The organism is Polaromonas sp., from assembly GCF_039930745.1.
GTDB lineage: Bacteria > Pseudomonadota > Gammaproteobacteria > Burkholderiales > Burkholderiaceae_C > Polaromonas.
Genome location: NZ_JBDTTH010000009.1, coordinates 21613 through 46029, shown reverse-complemented (window position 1 = coordinate 46029; position 24417 = coordinate 21613). Strand labels below are relative to the sequence as shown.

The window sequence follows — 24417 nt, the reverse complement described above, 5'->3', positions numbered from 1 at the left end:
TTTCCGGTTTCAGGGACAGACGGCTTCGACATTGTTGCCGTCAGGGTCGATCAGGAAGGCGGCGTAATAGGCTGGGCTGTAATCCGGGCGTGGGCCGGGGCCGCCGTTGTCGCTGGCACCGGCTTTCAGTCCGGCCTTGTAGAAGGCATCTACCGCCTTGTGGCTGGCCGCACGGAACGCGATGTGAGTACCTGGGCCTTGCGCGGCCTTGGCCGCATAAAGCCACAAGGCCGGTGCGTCGGCCGGGCCGAAGCCGGCGTAACTGTCGTCGTGAGAGCCCAGCACATGGCCCAGCGGTGCGAGTGCGGCTTCGTAGAAACGGATGCTGGCGGCGAGGTCTTTGACCTTTATTCCGACGTGGTCGTACATGGTGATTTCCTGCTTGAAGAGTGGATCAAGCGGTCATCATCGAGCAGCGCGGCCATGCGGTCTTGGAGAATCTTGCGCTCTTTCAAGCCATTTCTCGCGGCCTGGCGGAAGACGCGCGGCGAGATACCGGCCGCGCGGTGGAAGGTGCGCACGAAGTTGCTGAGGTCGGCAAAGCCGACATCCAGCGCCACATCGGTGACGAACCGGTCGCCATCGGCCAGCAGCCGCGCCGCGTGGCGCAGCCGGGAGCGCACCAGGTACTGGTGCGGTGAGACGCCGAGCACCCGTGAGAACAACCGCAGGAAGTGAAACGGGCTCAGCCCCGCCTGGCGGGCGGCGTGGTCGAGGGCAATGTCTTGCTGCGAATGAGTGTTGATCCACATCGCCGCGTCCACTGCGCGCTGGCGGTCTCTGGCAGTGGCGCGCTGCGGCGTTGGCTCGCGGCCTGCCACCACCTCCACAAAACGGGAGGCGAACCACAAACCGGCTTCGTCCAGGCCAACATCGCTGTGCTTGCAGGCCGCAGCCTGCGCCAGCTCGCCCAGCACCATGAGTTCGGGCAAAGGCGGCAGGCCGCCGGTGCGCCAGGTGTTGGCGTCGCCGCCGATCAGGTCGACAAAGTCCGGTGAAAGATGGAAGGCCAGGCATTCGTCACCGCAGACATGGTGGTCGTGCGTGCACATGAACTCGTCGTCCGGACGGCCCACCAGCACCGAGCCAGCCACCAGCTCATAACATTCTCCGCGCACCCGGTAGCTGAAGCTGCCCTTGCGCACATAGGACACCGAGTAGCCGCTGTGCACCTCGGTGAAAGGCCGGGCATCGGGGCCCGTGCTGCAGCGGTAGTCCACCACCTCGATGGGGCCGGACTGCAGTGCGGTGGCGGTCAGCATGAGCCCTTCTTCCCCCGGACTGAAAAGAGTGAAATCGTCGGTGCCATGAGGAAGATTATGGAAGTTTCGGCGCGATGGCGCTCAGGCCAGGAAAACGTATGCCTGCGCGCAAGATGGTGCTTGCTATATTCGGCTCATGCCCAAACTGCTCGACTTCTTCAGCCACCCTCTTTACCTGCGCCTGTCGCCAGACCGGTTGACGATACGGAATGTCAAGACCGGCGCCTTCATTTCCGAAGTGCCTGAAATCGCCGTCTTGCGGGGCGAGAAAAAGTCGCAAGTCCTGGGTGTGGGCGCCGAGGCTTCACTACACCGGGCCACGCCTTTTGCAGAAGTTCTCAACCCTTTTGCGCATCCGCGCACAATGGTGGGAGACTTCACCGCCAGTGAGCAGGTCGTGAAAGCTTTCATTCGCAAACTGACCGGGTCCAACTGGCTGGCGATGGCTCCGCGCGTCGTGTTTCATCCGCTGGGTGACCCCGCCGGTGGCTTCACCCAAGTGGAAATCCGGGCGTTCCGGGAAATGGCGTTGGGCGCGGGGGCTTCGGATGTGAAGATGTGGCAGGGCCCTGAACTGACGGACGAGCAGGTGCACTTCACCCGCTTGCCTTCAACCGGACGCCTGCTGGATTAGAGCGGCGCTGCGCTCTCAGGCCTCGCGCAGGGCCTTCTTGAGCTCCTCGCCGATCTCCGGCTTGTGCGCAAACGGATTGGTCGGGTTGCGCGCCTGCAGGATGTCTTCCAGCCGCGTCTGCACCGAGCCGATGGCCTTGGGATGGCTGTAGATATAAAACTGGTTGGCGGCCACCGCATCGAACACTTTTTGCGCCACATCGGCCGCAGTCACCTTGCCGGAGCCCACCGCCTTGTCGCTCATGGCTTGGCCAACAAGCTGGCTTTTGGTCGGCTTGGCTGCCGGCAGTTCATCGGGCCGGTTGCGCTGGCTCTGGCTGATGCCGGTGGGAACAAAGAAGGGGCAGAGCACCGAGGCGCTGATTTGGTCGGTGACCAGTGCCAGGTCCTGGTACAGGGTCTCGCTCATGCTGACCACCGCATGTTTGCTGACGTTGTAGATGCCCATATTGGGCGCGTTGAGCAGGCCGGCCATGCTGGCCGTATTGACGATGTGGCCTTGCCAGGACGGGTCTTTTTTGGCAGCGTCGAGCATCATGGGCGTGAAGACACGCACGCCGTGCGCCACGCCCATGAGGTTGACGCCGATGACCCACTCCCAGTCTTTCAAGGTGTTCTCCCAGATCAGGCCCCCTGCCCCAACGCCGGCATTGTTGAAGACAAAATGCGGCGCGCCGAAACGGGCCAGCACGGCTGCGCCCAGGGCTTCGACCTCCGCGGCTTTCGACACGTCAAGGCGAAAGGCCAGCACCTGCGCACCGGCTGCGGTCATTTCTGCTGCAGCGTTGTCCAATGCGTCCTGCTGCACATCGGCCAGCACCAGGTTCATGCCGAGCTTTGCACCAATGCGTGCGCACTCCAGGCCGAAACCCGACCCGGCACCGGTGAGAACGGCGGTTTTACCTTTGAAATTCGTGATCATCAATAACTCCTGAATTAAATCGGGCGCAGCATCTCGACATGCGGAATGCCGTCTTCGATATAGGGCTCTCCGGTTTTCGAAAACCCATGCTGCAAATAAAATTTCTCAAGTCGCGCCTGGGCGCCTATGCGTATGGGCTGCACCCCCCACTGCCCGGAAACGCAGGCGATGGCCTGGCGCATGAGCTCGTGGCCCATGCCGCTTCCACGCAGGACCTGGCGGATGATGACGCGTCCTATGCTGGCTTCCGCAAACTTCACGCCAGCGGCAAAGCAGCGTGCATAAGCCACGAGCTGGCCATCAGACACGCCAAGAACATGCACGGCCAGGTGGTCCGAACCGTCCATGTCCTGGTAAATGCCGGCTTGCTCCATCACGAAAGCTTCCGTGCGAAGTTGAAGGGCTTCATAAAGTTCTGCGGCCGACAGCGCATCAAACGCTGCAAACCGCCACGCGATGTTCATGCTGGCGTAGCTGCTCTCAGGACATAGCCGATGCGCGGGAAGTGCACGTGAACCGTGCCTGCGCGTTCGTCAGTGCGGCTGAGTGTGTAGTGGGTACGCGTCGCCGCGGTCAGTTCGCCTTCAGTGGGCTCCGGGCCGAAGCTCTCGGCGGTGATGCTTACCTGGCTGCCGAGAGGGATGCCGTGCTCATCCTGGAAGGTGCTGTCGAGCAACAGGCCGTGACCGACCTGCGCGGGTTCTGCCGCAGCAGCTACGGCGATGGCGCGCGCAGAATCAAATTTTTCCATGTTGCCCTGCCCGATGGCATGCATGCGGTCCATCCAGTCAAGCACGGCGGGCGTGAGCTGCAGGATATCGGCTACCACCGGCGTGCGCACACGTGTAAACCAAAGCGGGTGGTAGGCGGAAAAATCGGCAATGCAGGGCACCTGGCCCAGCAGGAAAGGCTGGTCGTCCAGCATGTCCGACAGGCGCCTCAGGTAAGACTTGTAGGCCGCGGCTGCATCGGCTGGACGCAGACGCACCATGCCAGCGCTCATGGCCTTGCGGTCTTCGCCAAACGCCTGGGCCGCCTCGGGTGGCCCGCCGGCAAACATGTGAGTCGCGCCTTTGGGGCCGAGGTTGTGCGCCATGGCGGCCCAGAACAGCGTGCTGTCGGCCCACTGCGCCAGCGTGCGCGCCAGGCCCTTGCCGGGCTCGGGGTAGATGGAGGGTGTGGGCTGCAGGTGTTCGAGCACGTCGGAAATCAGCGCGCTGTCGCAAAAAATGTCAGCGCCGACCTGCATGAACGGCGTCTTGCGGTAGCCGCCGGTAAGCGCCACCACATCTGGCTTGGGCATCAGGGCGGGAATGACCACCGACTTCCAGGCGAGTTGTTTGTAGCCCATGATCAGGCGGATTTTTTCAGAGAACGGAGAGTTCGGGTAGTGGTGAAGAATCAGGTCGGCCATGATGGTTCTTTCAAAAAAGGTGTCGGCGCATCAGCGCGGCATCGCACGGGTGATCAAGGCATCAAAATCCGCACCGGCACCCAGGGTGCCGAAAGCCTGGCCCCAGTTGCCAGCGAGGCGGGAATCGCAGAAGGCGCTGAACACGGCGGCCGGTGCGCTTTGGTAAAGCAGCGCAGCCTGCACCGCCAGTGCCACGTCTTGCGCGAGCCGGCGGGCTTCCATTTCTGTGGCCATTTCTTCCACACGTGTGGGCAATGCGGCAGCGAGGCGGTCCAGCGCGGGATGGGCGCCTTTTGCCGGCGCCAGTTCCCGCGCCAGTGCAGCACCTGCATCGGCTTTGCGCAGCGCGCGCAGCAGGTCCAGCGCCATGATGTTGCCGGCGCCTTCCCAGATGGAGTTGAGCGGCATCTCGCGGTAGATGCGGGCCATGATGCCTTCGCCGCCCTCCTCCACGTAGCCGTTGCCACCGAGGCACTCCATGGCTTCCTGCGCAAAATGGCTGCCGCGTTTGCAGATCCAGAACTTGGCAACTGGCGTGAGCAGGCGCGCCATTGCCTGTTCGTGCGGGTCGGCGCTGTTGTCAAAGGCGCGGGCCAGCCGGATGGAAAGCGCAGTGGCCGCTTCGGACTCCAGGGCCAGATCGGCCAGCACATTGCGCATCAGGGGCTGCTCAATCAGCGGCTTGCCGAAGGCCTGGCGCTGGGCACAGTGGTTCAAGGCAATGCTCAGGGCCTGGCGCATCAGGCCGCTGGTGCCGAGTGCGCAGTCCAGCCGCGTCATGGTGCCCATCTCGAGGATTTGCGGCACACCGCGGCCTTCCTCGCCGACCAGCCAGGCGGTGGCGTTTTCAAATTCGACTTCGGAGCTGGCGTTGGCCTTGTTGCCCAGCTTGTCCTTCAGCCGCTGGATGCGGATGGCGTTGAGGCTGCCGTCAGGCAGAACGCGCGGCAGGAAAAAGCAGCTCAAGCCCGCTGGCGCTTGGGCCAGCACCAGGAAGGCGTCGCACATGGGCGCCGAGAAAAACCATTTGTGACCAGTCAGGCGGTAACGTGGGCCCCAGGCGTCGCTGCCATTCGCCGCGGCCTGCGTCGTGTTGGCGCGCACGTCAGAGCCACCCTGCTTTTCGGTCATGCCCATGCCCATGGTGACGCCGGCTTTTTCCGAGAAAAGCTTGAGCGCCGGGTCGTAAGCACGGCTGGTGAGTTTGGGTGCCCACTCGGCATGGATGGCTGCATTGCTGCGCAGCGCCGGCGTGACTGCGTAGGTCATGGAAATCGGGCAGAGGGTGGAAGGCTCGAGCTCGGTGAAAAGCATGAAGCCGGCGGCGCGCAGCACATGCGGGGAAGACCCCTCACCCCCGTCCTCTCCCTGCGGGAGAGGGGGCGAAGATGCACCAGGCTTATTTATTCCCTCTCCCCCTGGGAGAGGGTTGGGGTGAGGGTTGCCCCACGGTGTGCCGTGCAGTCCCGTGCGGGTGGCCAGCTTCATCAGCTCGTGATAACTCGGGTGAAACTCCACCTGGTCCATCCGCCGGCCAAAGCGGTCGTGGCTGTGCAATTGCGGCGTGTGGGTGTTGGCCAGGCGCGCATGGGTTTGCATGTCCGCGCTGCCCAACGTGGCCCCGAGCGCCGACAGTTCTGCGGTCGCCAGCGACGGCGCATTGAACTTCAGTGCGTCGCGCAGCGGCCGGTTGGTCTCGAACAGGTTGTAGTCGACCAGCGGCGCGGGCTGATTGAAGACATCGTGGGTGCCGTTCATCACTTTCCCTTTCGCCATAATCCGATCACAGTACGCGAACGTACGGACTCTTCATACCAGCCGGGGCCGCGGAACCGGCTTTGCCGGGCCGCAGGCGCAGCGGCCCCCTCGGGGGGCAGGAAGCGACACGCAGTGCGCGACCGTGGGGGCCACATACTCAGACCAGTTTGACCAGCTGTTTGCCGAAGTTCTTTCCCTTGAGCAAACCCAGGAAAGCTTCCGGGGCTGCGGCGATGCCTTGCGCAACGGTTTCGCGCGGCTTGAGCTTGCCCGTGCCGACCAGCGTACCCAGCTCTTTCAGGGCTTCGGGCCAGACTTCCATGTGTTCGCTGACGATGAAGCCTTCGATCTTCAGGCGGTTCGTCAGGATCAGCTGCGGGTAGGTCAGGGGCAGCGGCTGGCCGTCGTAGCCGGCAATCATGCCGCACAGCGCAATGCGGCCGAAGGCGTTCATGCGGGTCAGCACGGCGTCGAGCACCATGCCGCCCACGTTCTCGAAGTAGCCGTCAATACCGTCCGGACAGGCTTCCTTGAGCGCCTCGGAGAGCGAAGCCGCGTCCTTGTGCTGCTTGTAGTCGATGCAGGCGTCGAATCCGAGTTCTTCCACAGCGTATTTGCATTTTTCGGCGCCGCCAGCAATACCGACCGCGCGGCAGCCGCGCGCTTTGGCCAGAGCGCCAAAAGCGCTGCCCACGGCACCGGTGGCGGCGCTGACCACAACGGTCTGGCCGGCTTTGGGCTCGATGATTTTCACCAGGCCGTACCAGGCGGTCACGCCCGGCATGCCGACAGCACCCAGGTAGTGCGACAGCGGCACATGGGTGGTGTCTACCTTGCGCAATGCGCCGGGCTGGTTCGCATCAACCACGCTGTATTCCTGCCAGCCGCCCATGCCGACCACCTTGTCGCCGACGGCAAACTTGGCGTTTTTCGACTCGACCACTTCGCCGGCCGTGCCGCCGCCCATCACCTGGCCCAGCGCCTGCGGCTGGACATAACTCTTGGCGTCGTTCATGCGGCCGCGCATGTAGGGGTCCAGGCTCATGAAGTGGTGGCGCACCAGCACCTGGCCGTCTTGCAGCGCCGGCGTGTCGCTGCTGGTGAGCTTGAAGTTACTGGCGACGGCTTCGCCCGTGGGACGGTTGTCCAGCAGGATCTGTTGATTCTTTGGCATGGGTGTTTCCTGAAGTGTAATTGGTTTGCTATTGATTTGAGAGCTGCTTGCGCCCGTGGAATAAGGGCTAGAGCACGATTTGTCTTATAAAAATGCTAATCCGTCGAGATGACGGTGTTCAGTGGGTTCACGTCTTTCGACCCGACCGCCAGCCGCTTGACGTATTTGAAAGTTCCGGTGGCGTGAGCGCAGGCCTTTCCGTCCTCATCGTATGCGGTGCCTTCCGTGAAAGCCATGGTGGCCGTGCTGTGCATGAGCCGGCCCTTGCCGCTGAGCTTGCCGCGCGCTGGCTGCATGAAGCTGGTTTTCATCTCGATGGTCACCACCCCCATCTCCTGGCGGGCACTCCGCGCAGCCGTCGCCATGACCACGTCGAGCAGGGTCATCAGCGCCCCACCATGCGTGACATGAAACGAGTTCAGGTGCTCGGGCCTGGGTAGGTAGTCAATCTGCGAATGCCCGCCCTCGAACAGCATCAGCTCGAAGCCGAGGTGGTTGACGAAAGGAATTTCGACGCCAAAGTTCATATGTTTCCTGGTACTTCTTCCGTGGGTGTAGCGAGCAGGCGTCAGGCGAGGCGGACGGAGCGCAGGAACCGGAACGTACTCAGGTACGTGAGGATTCCGAGCACCGCCCAACGACACATCACGCCTGCGCAGTAGCCCACACTAGCCGCCGGTTACGGCGGAGACGCCGCCGTCTACAGCCAGCCACTGCGCCGTAATGTGTTTGCCGGCATCCGATGCATACAACACACACAGGCCCTTCAGGTCTTCGTCGTCGCCCAGGCGCAGCAGCGGCGCGTGAGCGGCAAGCTTCTCTTCGCCCAGTGCCTTGAGCGTTCCGACGGTCATCTTGCTCGGAAAGAAACCCGGGCAGATGGCATTGACGGTGATGTTGTACTTGCCCCATTCGCAGCCGAGTGCGCGGGTGAAGTTGATGACAGCACCTTTGGAGGTGTTGTAAGCCACGGTGGTCATCTCGGGCGGGTTGCCGCCCAGCCCCGCAATGGAGGCGACATTGATGATGCGGCCCGAGCGACGCGCAATCATGCTCTGCTTGGCGATGTGCTGGCTGAGGATGAAGTAGCCGCGGATGTTCAGGTTCATGACCTTGTCCCAGGCTTCCACCGGGTGGTCTTCGGCGGGTGCGCCCCAGGCGGCGCCGGCGTTGTTGACCAGAATGTCCACGTGGCCGAAGCGCTTGATGGTTTCATCGGCGAGCATGCGGATGTCTGCCTCCTTGGCGCAGTCGGCGGCAATCCAGTCAACAGCGATGCCGGCAGCCTTCAGCGTGGCGGCCGACTCTTCGAGGTCTTCGGCCTTGCGCGAGCTCAGCATGATTTTGGCGCCGGCTTCGCCCAGCGCCTGCGCCAGCTGCACGCCCAGGCCGCGCGAACCGCCGGTGACCAGTGCGGTCTTGCCGGTGAGGTCGAACAGCTGCTGGATGGTACGGGTCATGGTCGGGTTCCTTGTGATGGGCTAAAGATGGAAATGAGTGTCGCGCAATGCACGCCGGCCGGCTGTCGCGTGGTGGACGGCCGGGAACGGAAAGGGGTCAATCGCCGGGGGTCAGGCGGGATCGGACATAAATCAGCGAAAAGCCGATGGCGGCCACAATGCCGCCGATCACCACCATGGACCAGCCGAGCGGATTGTGCGTGCGCTGCACCGACAGGCCCAGCACCAGTGTGAGCAGCCCGCCATAAATGAGCACCCAGATCAGCTGCTGCAGGCGGGCAATTGCCTTGTTCGACGTGGTGCCGCCCGATTCCTTGAAAAACCCCATCAGAACGCCTCCTCCGGCAAGTCGGCACAGGTCATGTCGCGGCTTGCGACCACCTGCAGCCATGCATCGATTTTAGGCAATTCGTAGTGATAAAAGTAGCGCAATGCCCCCAGCTTACCTGCCGTAACGGCTGTCGATTTCGTAGCGTCTGCCTGCAATGCGGCCAAGGCGACGTCGAGCCAGATCCAGGCCAGCACCATGTGACCAAAGCCCTGCATGTAAGGAACCGCATTGGCCAGCGCGTCGGTCGGCTTGCCCGTGGCCCAGGCTGCTTTGGTGGCCGCTCCCACCTGTTGCAGCGCCTGTGCCAGCGCGTTTGCATGCGCGGCGAGCTCAGGGACCTGGATGGCCCGGGCAATGGTCGCGTCGATGCGCGCTGCCAGCAATTGCAATCCTTTGCCGCCTTCCATCAACACCTTGCGGCCCAGCAGATCGGTGGCCTGGATGCCGTGGGTGCCTTCGTGGATCATGTTCAGGCGGTTATCGCGCCAGTACTGCTCAACCGGAAAGTCGCGCGTGTAGCCGTAGCCGCCGTGGATCTGTATGGCCAGTGAATTGGCCTCCAGGCACCATTCGCTGGGCCAGCTTTTGGCGATTGGTGTGAGTACCTCCAGCAGCAGGCGGGCATCGTCCGCCGCACCGGCTTCGGCGGTGTGCTGTTCATCCACCAGGCGGGCGCAGTAGAGCTCCAGCGCCAGCGCGCCTTCGCAATAAGCTTTTTGCGCCAGCAGCATGCGCTTGACGTCGGCGTGTTCGATGATGCGAACCTGCGGTTGCGCCGAGTCCTTGCCTGCCAGACCAACCGGCCTGCCCTGCGGCCGGTTTTTTGCGTAGTCCAATGAGGCGTAGTAACCGGCCATGCCCAGCATGACGGCGGCTGTGCCGACGCCAATGCGTGCCTCGTTCATCATGTGAAACATGCAGCGCAGGCCTTCGTGCGGCTTGCCAACCAGGTAACCCACAGCGCCGGCTTCCCCTCCCACCGGGTATTTACCCTCGCCGAAGTTGAGCAGCGTGTTGGTGGTGCCGCGCCAGCCGAGTTTGTGGTTCAACCCGGCCAGGGCCACATCATTGCGCTCACCGGTCAGCTGGCCATCGGTACCCACCATTTTCTTGGGCACGATAAACAGCGAGATGCCGCGTGTCCCCGGGATCAGCTTGCCGTCCGGGCCGGGAATCTTGGCCAGCACGAGGTGGATGATGTTCTCCGTGAGCTCATGTTCACCCGAGGAGATCCACATCTTGTTGCCCTTGAGGCGGTAACGCGGTCCCAGCGGATCGGCTTCAGACCCGGCGCCGTCCGGCATGGCCCGTGTCGTGATGTCGCTCAGCGAGGAGCCGGCCTGCGGCTCGGACAGGCACATGGTGCCCGAGAAGCGCCCGGCAAACTCGTTGCGCGCAAACACCTCTTTCTGCGCCTCCGTGCCGTGCACCAGCAACAAGTTGGCATTGCCCTTGGTCAGCAGGCTGGAGCCTATGCTGACCGAGGCCATCGCGAAAAAGCAGTTGGCCGCCGCCTCAATGGTGTAAGGCAACTGCATGCCGCCTTCGTCGTAGTCCTGCGCGGCGCTGAGCATGCCCGAGCCGGCGTAGGCCTTGTGTGCTTCGTGCGTGGCCTGCGGCAGGATAACTTGTTCGCCGTCGAAGTGCGGTTCCTGCGTATCCACCAACCGGTTGAAGGGCGCAAATTTTTCGCGCGCGATGCGTTCGCAGGTGTCGAACACCGCGTCAAAGGTTTCGCGAGAGTGATCGGCAAAACGCTCCCGCTGGTTCAGCGATTCGGCGTGCAGCCATTGGTAAAGCAGAAAATCCAGGGTGGGACGAAGGCTCATGGCGTCAAAGGTGTTTCAGTGGGTCTTGCGGAAGATGCCGTTGTTCACGAAGCCGGAAGGATCCGTGTACGTGACCTGGAGTTCGCCATCGTGGATTTCCAGCCGGCAAGTGCCGCCGGTGCCGGTATGGCAAGTGAACTGCATGACGCCGGCTTTGATGGGCACCAGGGCGGTGGACGACGGCATGGCCGCGTAAGGGCTGTAGGCGATGCGGGCCACGCAGTCCTCGGATACCTCAGTCACGTGGATCCACTGTGTCCCATAGGAGCCCTGTGACCAGGTGCCCGACCAGGCCCCTGCAAATTGGGCACAGGCTCCGGGCGCCGCCTGCGCGAGGCACATGCAGGGAACGAAGCAGGCCGCGGTCAGGAGGCGGCGCATCCGGTCATGTCCTGGTGTTCGGGACGGCTGCGCTCAGAGCACTTCAAAAATGCCGGCAGCACCCATGCCGCCGCCAATACACATGGTCACGCAGACACGTTTGGCGCCGCGGCGCTTGCCTTCGATCAGCGCATGGCCAGTCAGGCGCTGGCCGCTCACGCCATAGGGGTGGCCCACCGCAATCGCGCCGCCATTGACGTTGAGCTTGTCCATTGGAATGCCCAGCTTGTCGCGGCAATAGATCACCTGCACGGCAAAGGCTTCGTTGAGCTCCCACAGGTCAATGTCGCTGACCTTCAGGCCCAGGCGCGCAAGCACCTTGGGGATGGCATAGACCGGGCCGATGCCCATTTCGTCGGGCTCGCAGCCTGCCACCGCAAAGCCGAGGAAACGGCCCAGCGGTTTCAGGCCTTTTTTCTCGGCCACTTTTTCGTCCATCACCACCACGGCGCCGCCGCCGTCGGAGAATTGGCTGGCATTGCCGGCCGAGATCACGCCACCGGGAATGGCCGGCTTGATACCGCTGATGCCTTCCTTGGTCGTGCCTTCGCGGATGCCTTCATCCTTGCTGACAGTCACCTGTTTGGTGGTCAGGCCCATCACGGCATCGGCGACGCCCATGGTGACGGTGATCGGTGCGATCTCAGCATCAAACAGGCCAGCAGCCAGCGCGGCTGTGGCCTTTTGCTGGCTGGCAGCACCGTATTCGTCCATCTGCTCGCGCGAGATGCCGTAGCGCTTGGCCACCTGCTCGGCCGTCTGCAGCATGTTCCAGTAGATTTCGGGTTTGTTCTTGACCAGCCAGGAATCGGCCAGCATGTGGGTGTTCATTTCCTGCTGCACGCAGGAGATGCTTTCCACGCCGCCTGCAACGTAGATGTCGGCTTCCCCGGCGATGACGCGCTGGGCGGCCATGGCGATGGTCTGCAGGCCGGACGAGCAGAAACGATTGACGGTCATGCCGGACACGGTGACGGGGCAGCCCGCGCGCAGTGCGATCTGGCGCGCGATGTTGGCGCCAGTGGCGCCTTCGGGGTTGGCGCAGCCCATGATGACGTCGTCAACCTCACCGGCTTCGATGCCGGCGCGCTTGATGGCGTGTTCGACCGCATGGCCGCCCAAGGTGGCGCCGTGGGTCATGTTGAAAGAACCCTTCCAGCTTTTTGCCAGGGGGGTGCGGGCGGTGGAAACGATTACAGCTGAAGTCATGTGAATCTCCGGAAATTAATTGAACGTCTTGCCTTCGGCGGCGAGTTTGGCCAGCAAGGGCGCTGGCTGCCAGAATTTGGCGTCGTCCAGCGGGTTCTGGGCAAAACGCTTCATGGTCTGCACCACGTTGAACAGGCCCACCTGGTCGGCGTAATTCATGGGGCCGCCGCGGTAGATCGGGAAGCCATAACCCATGAGGTACACCATGTCGATGTCGCTGGCTTTGGAGGCAATGCCCTCTTCCAGAATGTGTGCCGCTTCGTTGACCAGCGAATAAACCAGGCGATGAACGATTTCTTCGTCGGAGATCTTGCGCGGTGTGATGCCCAGCGAGGCGCGGTGGTCTTCAATCATCTTCACCACTTCGGCGTTCGGAATGGCGTCGCGCTTGCCGGGCACGTAGTCGTACCAGCCCGCGCCGGTTTTCTGGCCGAAGCGGCCCTTCTCGCACAGCAAATCAGCGGTCTTGCTGTATTTCATGCCCGGCTTTTCCTGGTAGCGTCGTTTGCGGATCGCCCAGCCAATGTCGTTGCCTGCCAAGTCGCCCATGCGGAACGGCCCCATGGCCATGCCGAACTTCTCCATCGCCTTGTCGACCTGCGCGGGCGTGCAGCCTTCGTCGAGGAGGAAGCCGCCCTGGCGGCCGTATTGTTCAATCATGCGGTTGCCAATGAAGCCGTCGCAGACACCGGACACAACGGCGGTCTTCTTGATCTTCTTGCTGACGGCCATCACCGTGGCCAGCACGTCTTTAGCGGTTTTTTCGCCACGAATCACTTCCAGCAGCTTCATCACGTTGGCCGGGCTGAAGAAATGCATGCCCACCACGTCCTGTGGGCGCTTGGTGAACGATGCGATCTTGTTGACGTCCAGCGTGGAGGTGTTGGAAGCCAGGATGGCACCGGGCTTCATCACACGGTCGAGTTCCTTGAAGACTTTTTCCTTGACGCCCATTTCCTCGAACACGGCCTCAATGACCATGTTGGCATCTTTCAGGTCGTCGTAGCTCAGGGTGGTGCTGAGCAGGCCCATGCGCTGGTCGTACTTGTCCTGCTTGAGCTTGCCCTTTTTGACCTGCGCTTCGTAGTTCTTGCGGATGGTGGCAATGCCCTTGTCGAGTGCTTCCTGCTTCATCTCGAGCATCTTGACGGGAATGCCCGCGTTCAGGAAGTTCATGGCAATGCCGCCGCCCATGGTGCCGGCGCCGATAACGGCGATGGACTTGATCTCGCGCTTGGGCGTGTCTTCCGGCACGTCGGGAATCTTGGACGCGGCGCGCTCAGCCGCAAAAATGTGGCGCAGCGCCTTGCTCTCAGGCGTCCACATCAGGTTGATGAAGATCTCGCGCTCGAAGGCCATGCCTTCGTCGAATTTTTTCTTGGTGGCGGATTCAACCGCATCCACGCACTTGGCCGGTGCGGGAAAGTTTTTGGCCATGCCCTTGACCATGTTGCGTGCGAACTGGAAGTAGGCGTCGCCGTTGGGGTGTTTGCAAGGCAGGTTGCGCACCAGCGGCAGGGGACGTGTGTCCGCCACTGACTGGGCGAAGGCCAATGCTTCTTCGGCGAGGGATTCGGCAGAGGCTGCCATCTTGTCAAACAGCTTCTGACCGGGGATCTGGGCAAGCAGTTCGCTCTTGACCGGCTCTCCGCTGACAATCATGTTGAGCGCTGGTTCCACACCCAGCGCACGCGGCAGGCGCTGCGTACCGCCGGCGCCTGGAATCAGGCCAAGCTTGACTTCAGGCAGCGCCACATTGCAACCGGGGGCGGCAATGCGGTAGTGACAGCCCAATGAGAGTTCGAGGCCTCCGCCCATGCAGACGGAGTGAACAGCTGCCACAACGGGCTTGGCCGAATTCTCCACGGCAAGAATCACACTCAGGAGGTTGGGTTCAGCCAGCGCCTTGGGCGAGCCGAACTCCTTGATGTCCGCACCGCCCGAGAAAGCCTTGCCGGCACCGGTGATGACAATCGACTTGACAGCCGCATCGGCATTGGCCTTTTGCAGGCCGTCGGTGATGCCCAACCGGGTGGCGTGACCCAGGCCATTGACTGGCGGGTTGTCCAGGGTGATCACCGCGACGCTGCCGTGAACTTCATATTTGGCTGTCATTTGCTTTCCTTTATGGGGTATTACCCGGCCATTTGCCCGGCCGGAACGGAATCTTCAGACAGTCAGTAGCTAAAAAATAGTACGACCGTTCTTTTATCATTGTAGAGGGCTTATGTTGCAGTGCAACCCTTGCCCCCATCCGCCTTGTCCCAGCTGTGACAAGGGGCTCAGACTTCCAGCCACTCCTTGCGGATGTAGGTATCGGCGCGCAGGCTGTCCGGCGTGCCCTGGAACACGATACTCCCATGCCCCATGACCAGTGCGCGGTCGGAAATAGCCATCGCAATGGTCAGTTTTTGCTCGATGAGCAGAACCGAAATGCCCTTGGCTTTGAGAGTCTGCAGGTATTGCCCGACCAGCTCGACAATTTTGGGGGCCAGGCCTTCAGTGGGCTCGTCGATGATGATCAGGTCCGGATCGCCCATCAGCGTGCGGCATAGGGTGAGCATCTGCTGCTCGCCGCCCGAAAGCACGCCGGCTTCGGTGTGCTGGCGCTCCCGGAGGCGCGGAAACATCTGGTACATGTCTTCAAACGACCAGCGGCTGCCCTTGCCTTTTCCCTTCTGGCCCAGCATCAGGTTCTGGTGCACGGTCAGGGTAGGGAAAATATCGCGATTCTCGGGAACGTAGCCAATGCCAAGATGCGCCACCTCGTAGGCCTTTTGGCCGACGATTTGTCTGCCCTTCCATTGAATGTCGCCTTCACATTCAACCAAGCCCATGATGGCCTTGGCTGTGGTGGAGCGGCCGGAGCCATTGCGCCCCAGCAGGGCCACGATTTCACCGGGCTGCACGTCAAAGTGCACGCCGTGCAGTACATGGCTCTTGCCGTAATAGGCGTGGAGGTTTTCTATCTTGAGCATGGTCAGTGTCCTCCCGCCTGGGAATCGGCTACGGCAGAACCTAGATAGGCCTCCTGCACGCGCGGATTGGCCCGCACCGCTTCGGGCACATCGAAAGCCAGCACCTCGCCATACACCACGACAGCAATCTTGTCGGCCAGGCCAAACACCACACCCATGTCGTGTTCCACGGTGAGCAGGGTCTTGCCGACCGTGACTTCCTTGATCAGCTTGATGAAGCGGGTGGTTTCACTGCGGCTCATCCCCGCGGTCGGTTCATCGAGCAGGATGACATTGGCGCCGCCGGCGATGGTGATGCCGATCTCCAGCGCGCGCTGCTCGGCATAGGTCAGGTTGATGGCCAGCACATCGCGTTTTTTGTCCAGCTTGATCATCTTCATCAACTCGTCGGCACGGTCGTTCGCATCGTCCAGGTCGGCCAGGAACTTCAGGAAGGTGTACTTGTAGCCCAGGCTCCAGAGCACGCCGCAGCGCAGGTTCTCGAACACGCTGAGCTTGGGGAAGATGTTGGTGATCTGGAAGCTGCGCGACAGGCCGGCCCGGTTGATTTCAAACGGCTTCTTGCCATCAATGCGCTGGCCGTTGAGCAGCACTTCGCCGCTGCTTGGAGCGAAGCGCCCGCTGATGAGGTTGAACAGCGTGGATTTTCCGGCGCCGTTAGGGCCGATGATGCCGACCCTTTCGCCGGCAGTCACTGCGAGATTGACGCCGCGGATGATTTCGGTCTTTCCGAAACTCTTGCGCAGGTCTTTCAGTTCAAGTGCGTAGGTCATATTGCTTCCCACCCAGCCAGTGCGCCGTACACGGCGGGGCCAGGGTACCGTCTGTACCAGCCGGGGCCGCGGAACCGGCTTTGCCGGGCCGCAGGCGCAGCGCCCCCCCGGGGGGCAGCGAAGTACACGAAGTGACAAGCGTGGGGGCTCATAGTGCCTCCCTGCGCTTGATTTCTTTTTCAATGTATTCCTGGATTTCGCCCCATTCGCGAAGGAACTGCCGCCGCGTGACCTCGAACAGGCCCAGGCCGGTCAGCGTGACGAAGGCGGCGCCGAACCAGCTGTTCAGCCCTTTGGAGTCCAGCGGAATCCCCAGGAAGCGCAGCTCGGAGCCCAGCGCGGTGTTGAGTTGGAGGTGGTAAACCATTTCGATCATGGCCGCGGCGCCGACCATCAGGATGAGTGCCGTGATGGCAAGCGCGAGATAGCTGACCCAGAGCTGCCTGAGCTTGCCGAACGCGGCCACGCGCAGGTTCATCATGATCAGGCTCGCAATCCCCCCGGGCGCGTACATGACCATGAAGAGGAAGATCAGACCCAGATAGAGCAGCCAGGCCTTGGTGAACTCCGACAGCAGCACAAAAGCCAGCACCATCAGGATGCCGCCGATGATGGGACCGAAGAAAAAAGTGGCGCCGCCGAGAAAGGTGAACAGCAGGTAGGCCCCTGAACGTGCGGCACCCACCACCTCCGCAGTGACAATCTCGAAGTTCAGCGCCGCCAGCCCGCCTGATATGCCGGCAAAAAAACCGGCAATGATGAAGGCGATATAGCGCACTTTCTGCGTGTCGTAACCCACAAATTCGACACGTTCGGGGTTGTCGCGCACGGCATTGAGCATGCGGCCCAGCGGCGTGCGGGTAAAGGCAAACATGGCGCCCACCGCGACAAAGGTGTACGCGGCTATCAGGTAGTAAACCTGGACCTGCGGGCCAAAGGTGATGCCCAGACGTGCAGGCCCGGTGACGCGGTTGCCGGAAACACCGCCCTCGCCGCCAAAAAACTCGGGGATCATCAGCGACAGGGCAAAAACAAGCTCGCCCAAGCCCAGCGTGATCATGGCGAAGGTCGTCCCGGACTTGCGCGTGGTCACGTAACCAAACAGTACCGCGAAACCTGCTCCCGCCAAGCCGCCGACCAGTGGCACGAGCGACACCGGCAGAGGCAGGGAGCCGTCAGTCACGCTGTTCAGCGCGTGGATGGCCAGGAAAGACCCCAGGCCGGTATAAACCGCATGCCCGAAGCTGAGCATGCCGCCCTGCCCCAGCAGCATGTTGTAAGACAGGCAGGCGATGATGGCAATGCCCATCTGCGAGAGCACGGTCATGGCCAGGCCGCTGCCAAACAGCATCGGAGCCATCACAAGCAGCAGCGCGAACAGGCCCCACGTCAGCCAGCGCCCGATATTGAGAGGGGCAAATTGATAATGCGTTTTCATGCCTCAGCCCTCCCGCTTGCCAAGCAGGCCACGGGGCCTGAAGATCAGGATGAGCACCAGGAAAAGATAAGGAAGGATGGGGGCCACTTGCGACAGGGTGAGTTTGATGTAGGAGTTGTTGGCCACGCCGGCACTGAGCGGCAAGCCGATCTGCTGGGCCAGGGTGGCCAGCGAATAGTCGAAAGCCACCGCAAATGTCTGGATCACGCCGATCAGCAGCGAAGCCACAAAGGCCCCAGACAGAGACCCCATGCCGCCCACCACCACCACCACGAAGATGACAGAACCCACGGTGGCAGCCATTGCCGGTTCGGTGAGGAAGGTGCTGCCGCCAATCACGCCGGCCAGGCCGGCTAGGGCCGAGCCGGCGCCGAATACCAGCATGAACACGCGCGGCACGTTGTGACCAAGCGATTCGACCGCTTCCGGGTGCGTGAGGGCCGCCTGGATCACCAGGCCGATACGGGTACGGGTCAGCAACAGCCAGACGGAACCCAGCATCACCAGCGCTACCAGCATCATGAAGCCGCGCGTGGCGGGAAAAGGCGAGCAGACAATGCGCACCGCAGCGTCGGCGGCACTGCAGAGCTCGGCAGGCGCCGCGCCCCAGTGCAGGCTCAGTCCCTTGATGGAATCGTTGATCAAGGTGAATGCCGGGCCCTGCAGCACTGCAGGAGGATGGAATTCCAGGGCGATGCGGCCCCAGATCAGCTGTACCAGTTCAACAATCACATAGGACAGGCCGAAAGTGATCAGCAGTTCGGGCACATGGCCGAACTTGTGCACCTTGCGCAGGCTCACCCGCTCAAACAGGGCGCCCAGTGCGCCAACCACCAGGGGCGCGATAAGAAGTGCCGGCCAGAACCCGACAAACTGGGCCACGGTGTAACCCACATAGGCGCCCAGCATGTAGAAGCTGGCGTGCGCAAAATTCAGCACGCCCATCATGCTGAAAATCAGCGTGAGCCCGGAACTCAGCATGAACAGCAAAAGCCCGTAGCTCAGCCCGTTCAGCATCGAGATAATGAAAAACTCCATTCCAGCTAACCTTTCTCACCGGTAAAAATGAAAGAGCCCGATACGGCAACCCGCTCGGGCTCTGGTTCAGGCGCGCGTGATCAGGGGCGTTTCATCTGGCAGCTGGTCGGCGTGCTCGACACATAGTTCGGGTACTCCTTGAGCAGTGCCAGGGTCATGCCGGTCTTCTCGGGGCTGTAAGGGCTCTTGGCATCAGCCTTTTGCCAGACCGACATGTACAGCGGCTGCTGCAGCTGGTGATCTGTCTTGCGCATCTCCACCTCGCCGTTGAAGCTCTGCACCCGCAGACCTTCCATCGCCGCTGCCACCTTCACGGGGTCCGTGGACTTGGCCTTGGCCATGGCCGCACCCAGCATTTCGTAGATGCGGATGGTGGAGCCCGTGTAGAAGTCGTCGTTGTACTTGGTGTTGAACTCCTTCATCCACTTTTCCATCTGCCCGCCCATGTTGTAGTGGTTGTAGGCAATCTGATAGACGCGGCCGGCGCCGTTCTGGCCCAGAGCCGTTGGCGTGCCTGTGACGCCGGCGTAGTAGGTGAAGAACTTGCCGGTGTAGCCATTTTCGTTGGCGGCCTTGATCAGCAGCGAGAGGTCGGAGCCCCAGTTGCCGGTGATCACCGTGTCGGCGCCTGAAGCCTTGATCTTGGCGATGTAGGGGGCAAAGTCACGCGTCTGCGCGAGGGGGTGCAGGTCTTCACCGACGAACTGGATGTCCGGGCGCTTGCGCCCCAGAGACTCCTTGGCGTACTTGACGACCTGGTGGCCGTGCGAGTAGTTCTGGTTCAGCAGGTAGATTTTCTTGATGTCTTTCTGGTCCGCCATGAAACTGGACATGGCTTCCATCTTCATTGACGTGTCTGCATCAAAGCGGAAGTGCCAGTAGTTGCATTTGCTGTTGGTCAGGTCCGGGTCCACGGCGGAGTCATTGAGATACATCACCTCTTTGCCCGGGTTGCGCTCGTTGTGCTTGCTAATCGCATCGGTCAAGGCCAGTGCCACCGAGGAACCGTTGCCCTGGATGATGTAGCGCACGCCCTGGTCGATGGCCGCTTTTAGCGCATTCAGGCTTTCTGCCGGGCTGAGCTTGTTGTCGATGGTTGAGAACTCGAATTTCACACCGGCGGGGTTGCCAGTACCGCTGTATTTTTCGGCAAAAAACTGATAGCCCTTGCTCTGGGCGACACCCACCGGCCCCAGCAACCCGGTCAAAGGGTCAATCCTGACAAGCTTGACGGTTTCGCCCTTGAGCGGCCCGGCCGCGAACATCGGCGCGCCGGCCATTTTGGCTGGAGCGGCTTTGGCCGCAGGGGCAGCCTTGGCCGCTGGCGTCGCTGGTTTGGCCGGTGCGGCCGTTTGCGCAAAGGCGCTTCCGGCGCACGCAAAAACGGTGGCCACGGCGATATGTTTCAACTGAAATCTCATGAAATGTCTCCTTGGTAATCAACAATGCAGCAATGAATCGAGCGTACAAGTTTTGTGCGGTGCAGCGGTCAGGGATTGCCCCTAAGCACGGGGTGTTTCTATCGCCAAGGCGACACCCTCATGCAGGCCACATTGGGGCGCACACCAGCCTCAGGCGGAGGGCAATTTGTAGTCCTTGAGTTGCTCGCGCAAGCGGGTTTTGAGCATCTTGCCGGTAGCGCCCAGCGGAATGGCATCAACAAAAACCACGTCGTCAGGAATCTGCCACTTGGCCGTCTTGCCTTCGTAAAACTTGATCAGTTCTTCGCGCGTGACCTCGGCGCCCGGCTTCTTGACCACGGCAATGATGGGTCGCTCGTCCCACTTGGGATGACTGACACCGATACACGCAGCCATGGCCACGGCCGGGTGCGCGACCGCGATGTTTTCAATGTCGATGGAGCTGATCCACTCGCCACCGGACTTGATCACGTCCTTGCTGCGGTCGGTGATCTGCATGTAACCATCGGAGTCGATGGTGGCGACGTCGCCAGTCGGAAACCAGCCGTTCACCAGTGGGTCGCCGCCTTCGCCTTTGAAATACTCGGCCACGATCCACGGCCCCTTGACATACAGGTCGCCGAAAGCCTTGCCGTCCCAGGCAATTTCCTTGCTCTCCGGATCGACGATCTTCATGTCCACGCCATAGATGGCCCGCCCCTGCTTCAGGCGTATCTTCATCTGCTCGTCTTTGGACATCGTGAGATGTTTGTTCTTCAGCGTGCACAGTGTGCCGAGTGGCGACATTTCCGTCATGCCCCAGGCATGCAGCACCTCGACGCCGTAGTCTTCCTGGAAGGCGTGGATCATCGCGGGCGGACAGGCCGAACCGCCGATCACGGTGCGCTTGAGGGTTGAAAATTTCAGGCCGGCCGGCTTCATGTGGCCCAGCATCATTTGCCAGACGGTGGGCACGCCGGCGGCGTAAGACACCTTCTCGGCTTCGATGAGTTCATAAATCGACTTGCCATCCAGCGCCGGACCGGGGAACACCAGCTTGGCGCCGGTCAGCGCGGCTGAGTAAGGTATACCCCAGGCGTTGACGTGGAACATGGGGACCACGGGCAGGATGGAATCGCGTGCGCTCAGGCACATCACGTCCGGCAAGGCCGCCGCATAGGCATGCAGGATGGTCGAGCGGTGGCTGTACAGCGCGGCCTTGGGGTTGCCCGTGGTGCCGCTGGTGTAGCACATGCTCGAAGCCGAGTTTTCGTCGAAGCTGGGCCAGACGTAATCGGGTGAATGCGGGGCAATCCAGGCCTCGTAGCTGCTGAGGTTGGGGATGCCGCTGTCGGCTGGCAACTTGTCGGCGTCACACAGCGCGATGTAATGCTTGATGGTGTTGCATTTCGCATGGAAGGCCTGGACCAGCGGCAGGAAAGACATGTCGAAAAACAGCACTTGGTCTTCCGCGTGGTTAGCGATCCAGGACACCAGGTCCGGGTGCAGCCGCGGATTCAGCGTGTGCAGCACGCGGCCAGACCCACTGACGCCGAAGTACAGTTCCAGGTGCCGGTAGCCGTTCCAGGCCAGGGTGGCAATACGGTCGCTGAACTGCAGCTTGAGTGCGTCCAGCGCCTTGGCTACCTGGCGCGAGCGGCGCGCCACGTCCCGGTAGGTATAGCGGTGAATATCGCCTTCCACGCGGCGCGAAACAATTTCGGCGTCCCCGTGGTGGCGCTCTGCAAAATCAATCAGCGATGAAATCAGCAACGGCTGGTTTTGCATCAAACCCAACATGGCTTGTCTCCTTTTTGCCCGGTAAAAATTCTGTTCCATCCGGCTGTGCCGGAAAGGGCATGGTAACGCCCGCAAGGCGAGGCAGCGGAATTTTCCGCGGCCTCGCCAGCGACGCCACCGCGGACTATGGACCGGCACTGCCTGACGAACAAGGCTTGTCGTTGCTGCGACAGTTTGTAGGTACAAACCCGGAACCGGCAAAAAAGACGCAAACGCTGCACGGACGAGGACAATCGCAGCCATGCCCTTTGAAGACACCGCTTTCCCCCAGCACCGCTTCCTGCGCAGCCAGCCGTGGTTTGCCGCCCTGCCCGCCGACACCCAGACGCGCCTGCTGGAACGCAGCCTCATCCTGGCCGGCCACAAGGGGGAAGTCATGCTGGCCGAAGGCTCGCCCGTCAAGGGGTGGTACGCGGTGCTGTCGGGGCTGGTCAAGCTGCAGAGCACCTCCCCCGCAGGCAAGGTGTCGGCCTTCCTGGGTGTACCCGATGGCGAGTGGTTTGGCGAGGGCTCGGTCCTGAAGACCGAGCCGCGCCGTTATGACGTGATTGCCCTGCGCGACACCTTGCTGCTGTGCCTGCCGCGCGCCCAGTTCGACGAATTGCTGGCGCACTGCCTGCCCTTCAATCACTTCCTGGTTGCGCACCTGAACCGGCGCCTGGGCCAGGCCATGACCATCATCGAGGCGGAACGCCTGCGCTCACCTGAGCAGCGCGTGGCCCTGTACCTGAGCCGTGTGTTCTGGCAGGGCCGGCGCCGGCTGGTGCTCTCGCAGGAAGAACTCGGGCACCTCGCCGGCCTGTCGCGGCAGACGGTGAACCGGGCTCTCAAGTCGATGGAGCAGCGGGGCCTGGTGTCGCTGGAGTTTGGCCGGGTGGCGATGCTGGACGAGCAAGGGCTGGCGGCGTACGCCAAGGCCCCCACGCTTGTCGCTTCGCGTACTGCGCTGCCCCCCGAGGGGGCGCTGCGCCTGCGGGCCGGCAAAGCCGGACCCGCGGCCCCTGCTTGAAGGGAAATCACGATCTTCCATCTTTCGCTCATCCTGAGCTTGTCGAAGAATGCGCCAGAGCGCCTTTAACCCCGCGTGCACGGGGCTGTTGGCTGCGTAGGACAATGAGGAGATGAACGCAGTCATCATGGATTCTCCTGCGGCCATCCCGGGCCTGGCATGGAACAACCGCTTCGCCGCGCTGGGACCGGACTTTTTCACCGAGCTCCAACCCACTCCTCTGCCATCGCCTTACTGGGTGAGCCGCAACCAGGCCCTGGCGCGCGAAATGGGGCTGGAACAGCCCTGGTTCGAATCGCAGGCAGCACTGGCGCTGTTCACTGGCAACCAGCTCGTGCAGGGCGCGCGGCCGTTGGCCAGCGTCTACAGCGGCCACCAGTTCGGCCAATGGGCTGGACAGCTCGGCGATGGCCGGGCCATCCTGCTTGGCGAGCTTGAGACCGCCAACGGTCCTCAAGAAGTCCAGCTCAAAGGGGCGGGCATGACGCCGTATTCACGCATGGGCGATGGCCGCGCGGTACTGCGCAGCTCCATCCGCGAATACCTGTGTTCAGAGGCCATGCAGGGCCTGGGCATTCCAACCACGCGCGCCCTGTGTGTCACCGGTTCGGATGCCAGGGTCCGGCGCGAGGAAATCGAAACGGCCGCCGTGGTGACGCGCACCTCGCCCAGTTTCATCCGTTTCGGCCACTTCGAGCATTTCAGCTACAGCGGGCAGCATGAGCAGCTCAAAACCCTGGCCGACTTTGTGATCGACAGTTTTTACCCCGCTTGCCGCGAGAGCGCGCAGCCGTATGCCGCCCTGCTGCAGGCCGTCAGCGAACGCACGGCCAAGCTGATGGCCGCTTGGCAGTCCGTCGGCTTCTGCCACGGTGTGATGAACACCGACAACATGAGCATCCTGGGCCTGACCATCGATTACGGCCCTTTCCAGTTCCTCGATGCTTTTGACCCCGGGCATATCTGCAACCACTCGGATACCCAGGGCCGTTATGCCTACAACAAGCAACCCAATATCGCTTACTGGAACCTGTTTTGCCTCGGCCAGGCCTTGTTGCCGTTGATAGAGGAACAGGAGCAGGCGCTGGCTGCGCTGGAGTCTTATAAAACCGTGTTTCCGCAGGCGCTGGAAGCCCGCATGCGCGCCAAGCTGGGCCTGCCGGACGCGCGCCCCGAGGACAAAACGCTGATCGAAAATGCCTTCAAACTGCTGGCCGCGGACAAGGTGGACTACACCATTTTCTGGCGCCGACTCTGCCACTTCCACACCCCTCAGGGGCACGAAGTGGTGCGCGACCTATTCCTTGACCGCGTCGGGTACGATGCCTGGGCGCTACAATATTCGGAGCGACTTGCGCCAGTGGATATTGGGCTGCAGGCTGATTTGATGCTTAAAACCAACCCCAGGTACGTGCTGCGCAATCACCTCGGCGAGCAGGCCATCCAGGCCGCGAAACTAAAAGATTTCTCCGGTGTCAATACCTTGCTGACCCTGCTTCAGGCCCCATTTGAAGAGCATCCCGGCCATGACAGCCACGCCGGCTTTCCGCCCGACTGGGCGGCCGGCATTGAAATCAGCTGCAGTTCGTAAGCAGGATTAAAGATCGT

The 24417-nt window shown here is 61.9% G+C and carries 23 protein-coding genes; 3 read left to right on the top strand and 20 right to left on the bottom strand.

Features of this window, described 5'->3' with window-relative positions:
* Positions 1-9: 9 nt before the first annotated feature.
* Positions 10-369, bottom strand: coding sequence for a VOC family protein (locus ABI660_RS05345; protein ID WP_348065702.1), 360 nt, complete (start codon positions 367-369; stop codon positions 10-12).
* Positions 348-1262 carry an AraC family transcriptional regulator gene (locus ABI660_RS05340; protein ID WP_348065700.1) on the bottom strand — a complete coding sequence of 305 codons (915 nt, stop codon included), beginning with the start codon at positions 1260-1262 and terminating at the stop codon, positions 348-350. The genes ABI660_RS05345 and ABI660_RS05340 overlap by 22 nt, the downstream gene beginning before the upstream one ends.
* Positions 1263-1398: 136 nt before the next feature.
* Here ABI660_RS05340 and ABI660_RS05335 point away from each other — a divergent pair, with 136 nt between their 5' ends.
* Positions 1399-1896 (top strand): rod shape-determining protein, encoded by a 498-nt coding sequence (locus ABI660_RS05335; RefSeq protein WP_348065698.1) that lies wholly within the window; start codon positions 1399-1401, stop codon positions 1894-1896.
* 15 nt (positions 1897-1911) lie between these two features.
* Here ABI660_RS05335 and ABI660_RS05330 read toward each other — a convergent pair whose 3' ends face one another.
* From ABI660_RS05330 to ABI660_RS05245, 18 genes are all read right to left on the bottom strand, one after another.
* Positions 1912-2817, bottom strand: coding sequence for an SDR family oxidoreductase (locus ABI660_RS05330; RefSeq protein ID WP_348065696.1), 906 nt, complete (start codon positions 2815-2817; stop codon positions 1912-1914).
* A gap of 14 nt (positions 2818-2831) precedes the next feature.
* A complete protein-coding gene (locus ABI660_RS05325; RefSeq protein WP_348065694.1) occupies positions 2832-3281 on the bottom strand; it encodes a GNAT family N-acetyltransferase in 450 nt (149 codons plus the stop codon).
* Entirely contained in the window at positions 3278-4231 is a 954-nt protein-coding gene (locus ABI660_RS05320) for a glutathione S-transferase family protein (RefSeq protein ID WP_348065692.1), read from the bottom strand. Before ABI660_RS05320 ends, ABI660_RS05325 begins: the two co-directional genes overlap by 4 nt.
* Positions 4232-4261: 30 nt before the next feature.
* Positions 4262-5989, bottom strand: coding sequence for an acyl-CoA dehydrogenase family protein (locus ABI660_RS05315; protein WP_348065690.1), 1728 nt, complete (start codon positions 5987-5989; stop codon positions 4262-4264).
* Between the two features lie 157 nt (positions 5990-6146).
* Positions 6147-7163, bottom strand: coding sequence for an NADP-dependent oxidoreductase (locus ABI660_RS05310; protein ID WP_348065688.1), 1017 nt, complete (start codon positions 7161-7163; stop codon positions 6147-6149).
* A 95-nt stretch (positions 7164-7258) separates the two neighbouring features.
* Positions 7259-7690 (bottom strand): PaaI family thioesterase, encoded by a 432-nt coding sequence (locus tag ABI660_RS05305; protein ID WP_348065686.1) that lies wholly within the window; start codon positions 7688-7690, stop codon positions 7259-7261.
* Between the two features lie 141 nt (positions 7691-7831).
* On the bottom strand, positions 7832-8623 hold the full coding sequence (locus ABI660_RS05300; protein WP_348065684.1) for an SDR family oxidoreductase: 792 nt from the start codon (positions 8621-8623) through the stop codon (positions 7832-7834).
* Positions 8624-8720: 97 nt separating this feature from the next.
* Positions 8721-8951 carry a hypothetical protein gene (locus tag ABI660_RS05295; RefSeq protein WP_348065682.1) on the bottom strand — a complete coding sequence of 77 codons (231 nt, stop codon included), beginning with the start codon at positions 8949-8951 and terminating at the stop codon, positions 8721-8723.
* Positions 8951-10783 (bottom strand): acyl-CoA dehydrogenase, encoded by a 1833-nt coding sequence (locus ABI660_RS05290; protein WP_348065680.1) that lies wholly within the window; start codon positions 10781-10783, stop codon positions 8951-8953. The genes ABI660_RS05295 and ABI660_RS05290 overlap by 1 nt, the downstream gene beginning before the upstream one ends.
* Positions 10784-10798: 15 nt before the next feature.
* A complete protein-coding gene (locus ABI660_RS05285) occupies positions 10799-11026 on the bottom strand; it encodes a hypothetical protein (protein ID WP_348065678.1) in 228 nt (75 codons plus the stop codon).
* A 171-nt stretch (positions 11027-11197) separates the two neighbouring features.
* A complete protein-coding gene (locus ABI660_RS05280; protein WP_348065676.1) occupies positions 11198-12373 on the bottom strand; it encodes an acetyl-CoA C-acyltransferase in 1176 nt (391 codons plus the stop codon).
* Between the two features lie 15 nt (positions 12374-12388).
* The gene (locus ABI660_RS05275; protein ID WP_348065674.1) at positions 12389-14488 is read right to left on the bottom strand and encodes a 3-hydroxyacyl-CoA dehydrogenase NAD-binding domain-containing protein; all 2100 of its coding nucleotides are present in this window, start codon (positions 14486-14488) and stop codon (positions 12389-12391) included.
* 167 nt (positions 14489-14655) lie between these two features.
* Positions 14656-15351, bottom strand: coding sequence for an ABC transporter ATP-binding protein (locus ABI660_RS05270; RefSeq protein ID WP_348065672.1), 696 nt, complete (start codon positions 15349-15351; stop codon positions 14656-14658).
* Positions 15352-15353: 2 nt separating this feature from the next.
* Entirely contained in the window at positions 15354-16124 is a 771-nt protein-coding gene (locus ABI660_RS05265) for an ABC transporter ATP-binding protein (RefSeq protein WP_348065670.1), read from the bottom strand.
* A 148-nt stretch (positions 16125-16272) separates the two neighbouring features.
* Positions 16273-17562, bottom strand: a complete 1290-nt coding sequence (locus tag ABI660_RS05260; RefSeq protein ID WP_348065668.1) for a branched-chain amino acid ABC transporter permease — start codon at positions 17560-17562, stop codon at positions 16273-16275.
* Positions 17563-17565: 3 nt separating this feature from the next.
* Positions 17566-18600: a branched-chain amino acid ABC transporter permease gene (locus ABI660_RS05255; protein WP_348065666.1), complete on the bottom strand. Its 1035-nt coding sequence runs from the start codon at positions 18598-18600 to the stop codon at positions 17566-17568.
* Positions 18601-18680: 80 nt separating this feature from the next.
* Positions 18681-19880 (bottom strand): branched-chain amino acid ABC transporter substrate-binding protein, encoded by a 1200-nt coding sequence (locus ABI660_RS05250; RefSeq protein ID WP_348065794.1) that lies wholly within the window; start codon positions 19878-19880, stop codon positions 18681-18683.
* A gap of 291 nt (positions 19881-20171) precedes the next feature.
* Complete coding sequence (locus tag ABI660_RS05245; RefSeq protein WP_348065664.1) at positions 20172-21800, bottom strand: 3-(methylthio)propionyl-CoA ligase; 1629 nt, start codon at positions 21798-21800, stop codon at positions 20172-20174.
* A gap of 241 nt (positions 21801-22041) precedes the next feature.
* On the opposite strand from ABI660_RS05245, the gene ABI660_RS05240 reads away from it, so the two are divergent.
* Both ABI660_RS05240 and ABI660_RS05235 read left to right on the top strand, forming a co-directional pair.
* Positions 22042-22809 (top strand): Crp/Fnr family transcriptional regulator, encoded by a 768-nt coding sequence (locus tag ABI660_RS05240; protein WP_348065662.1) that lies wholly within the window; start codon positions 22042-22044, stop codon positions 22807-22809.
* A gap of 112 nt (positions 22810-22921) precedes the next feature.
* A complete protein-coding gene (locus ABI660_RS05235) occupies positions 22922-24400 on the top strand; it encodes a protein adenylyltransferase SelO (RefSeq protein WP_348065660.1) in 1479 nt (492 codons plus the stop codon).
* Positions 24401-24417 lie beyond the last annotated feature (17 nt).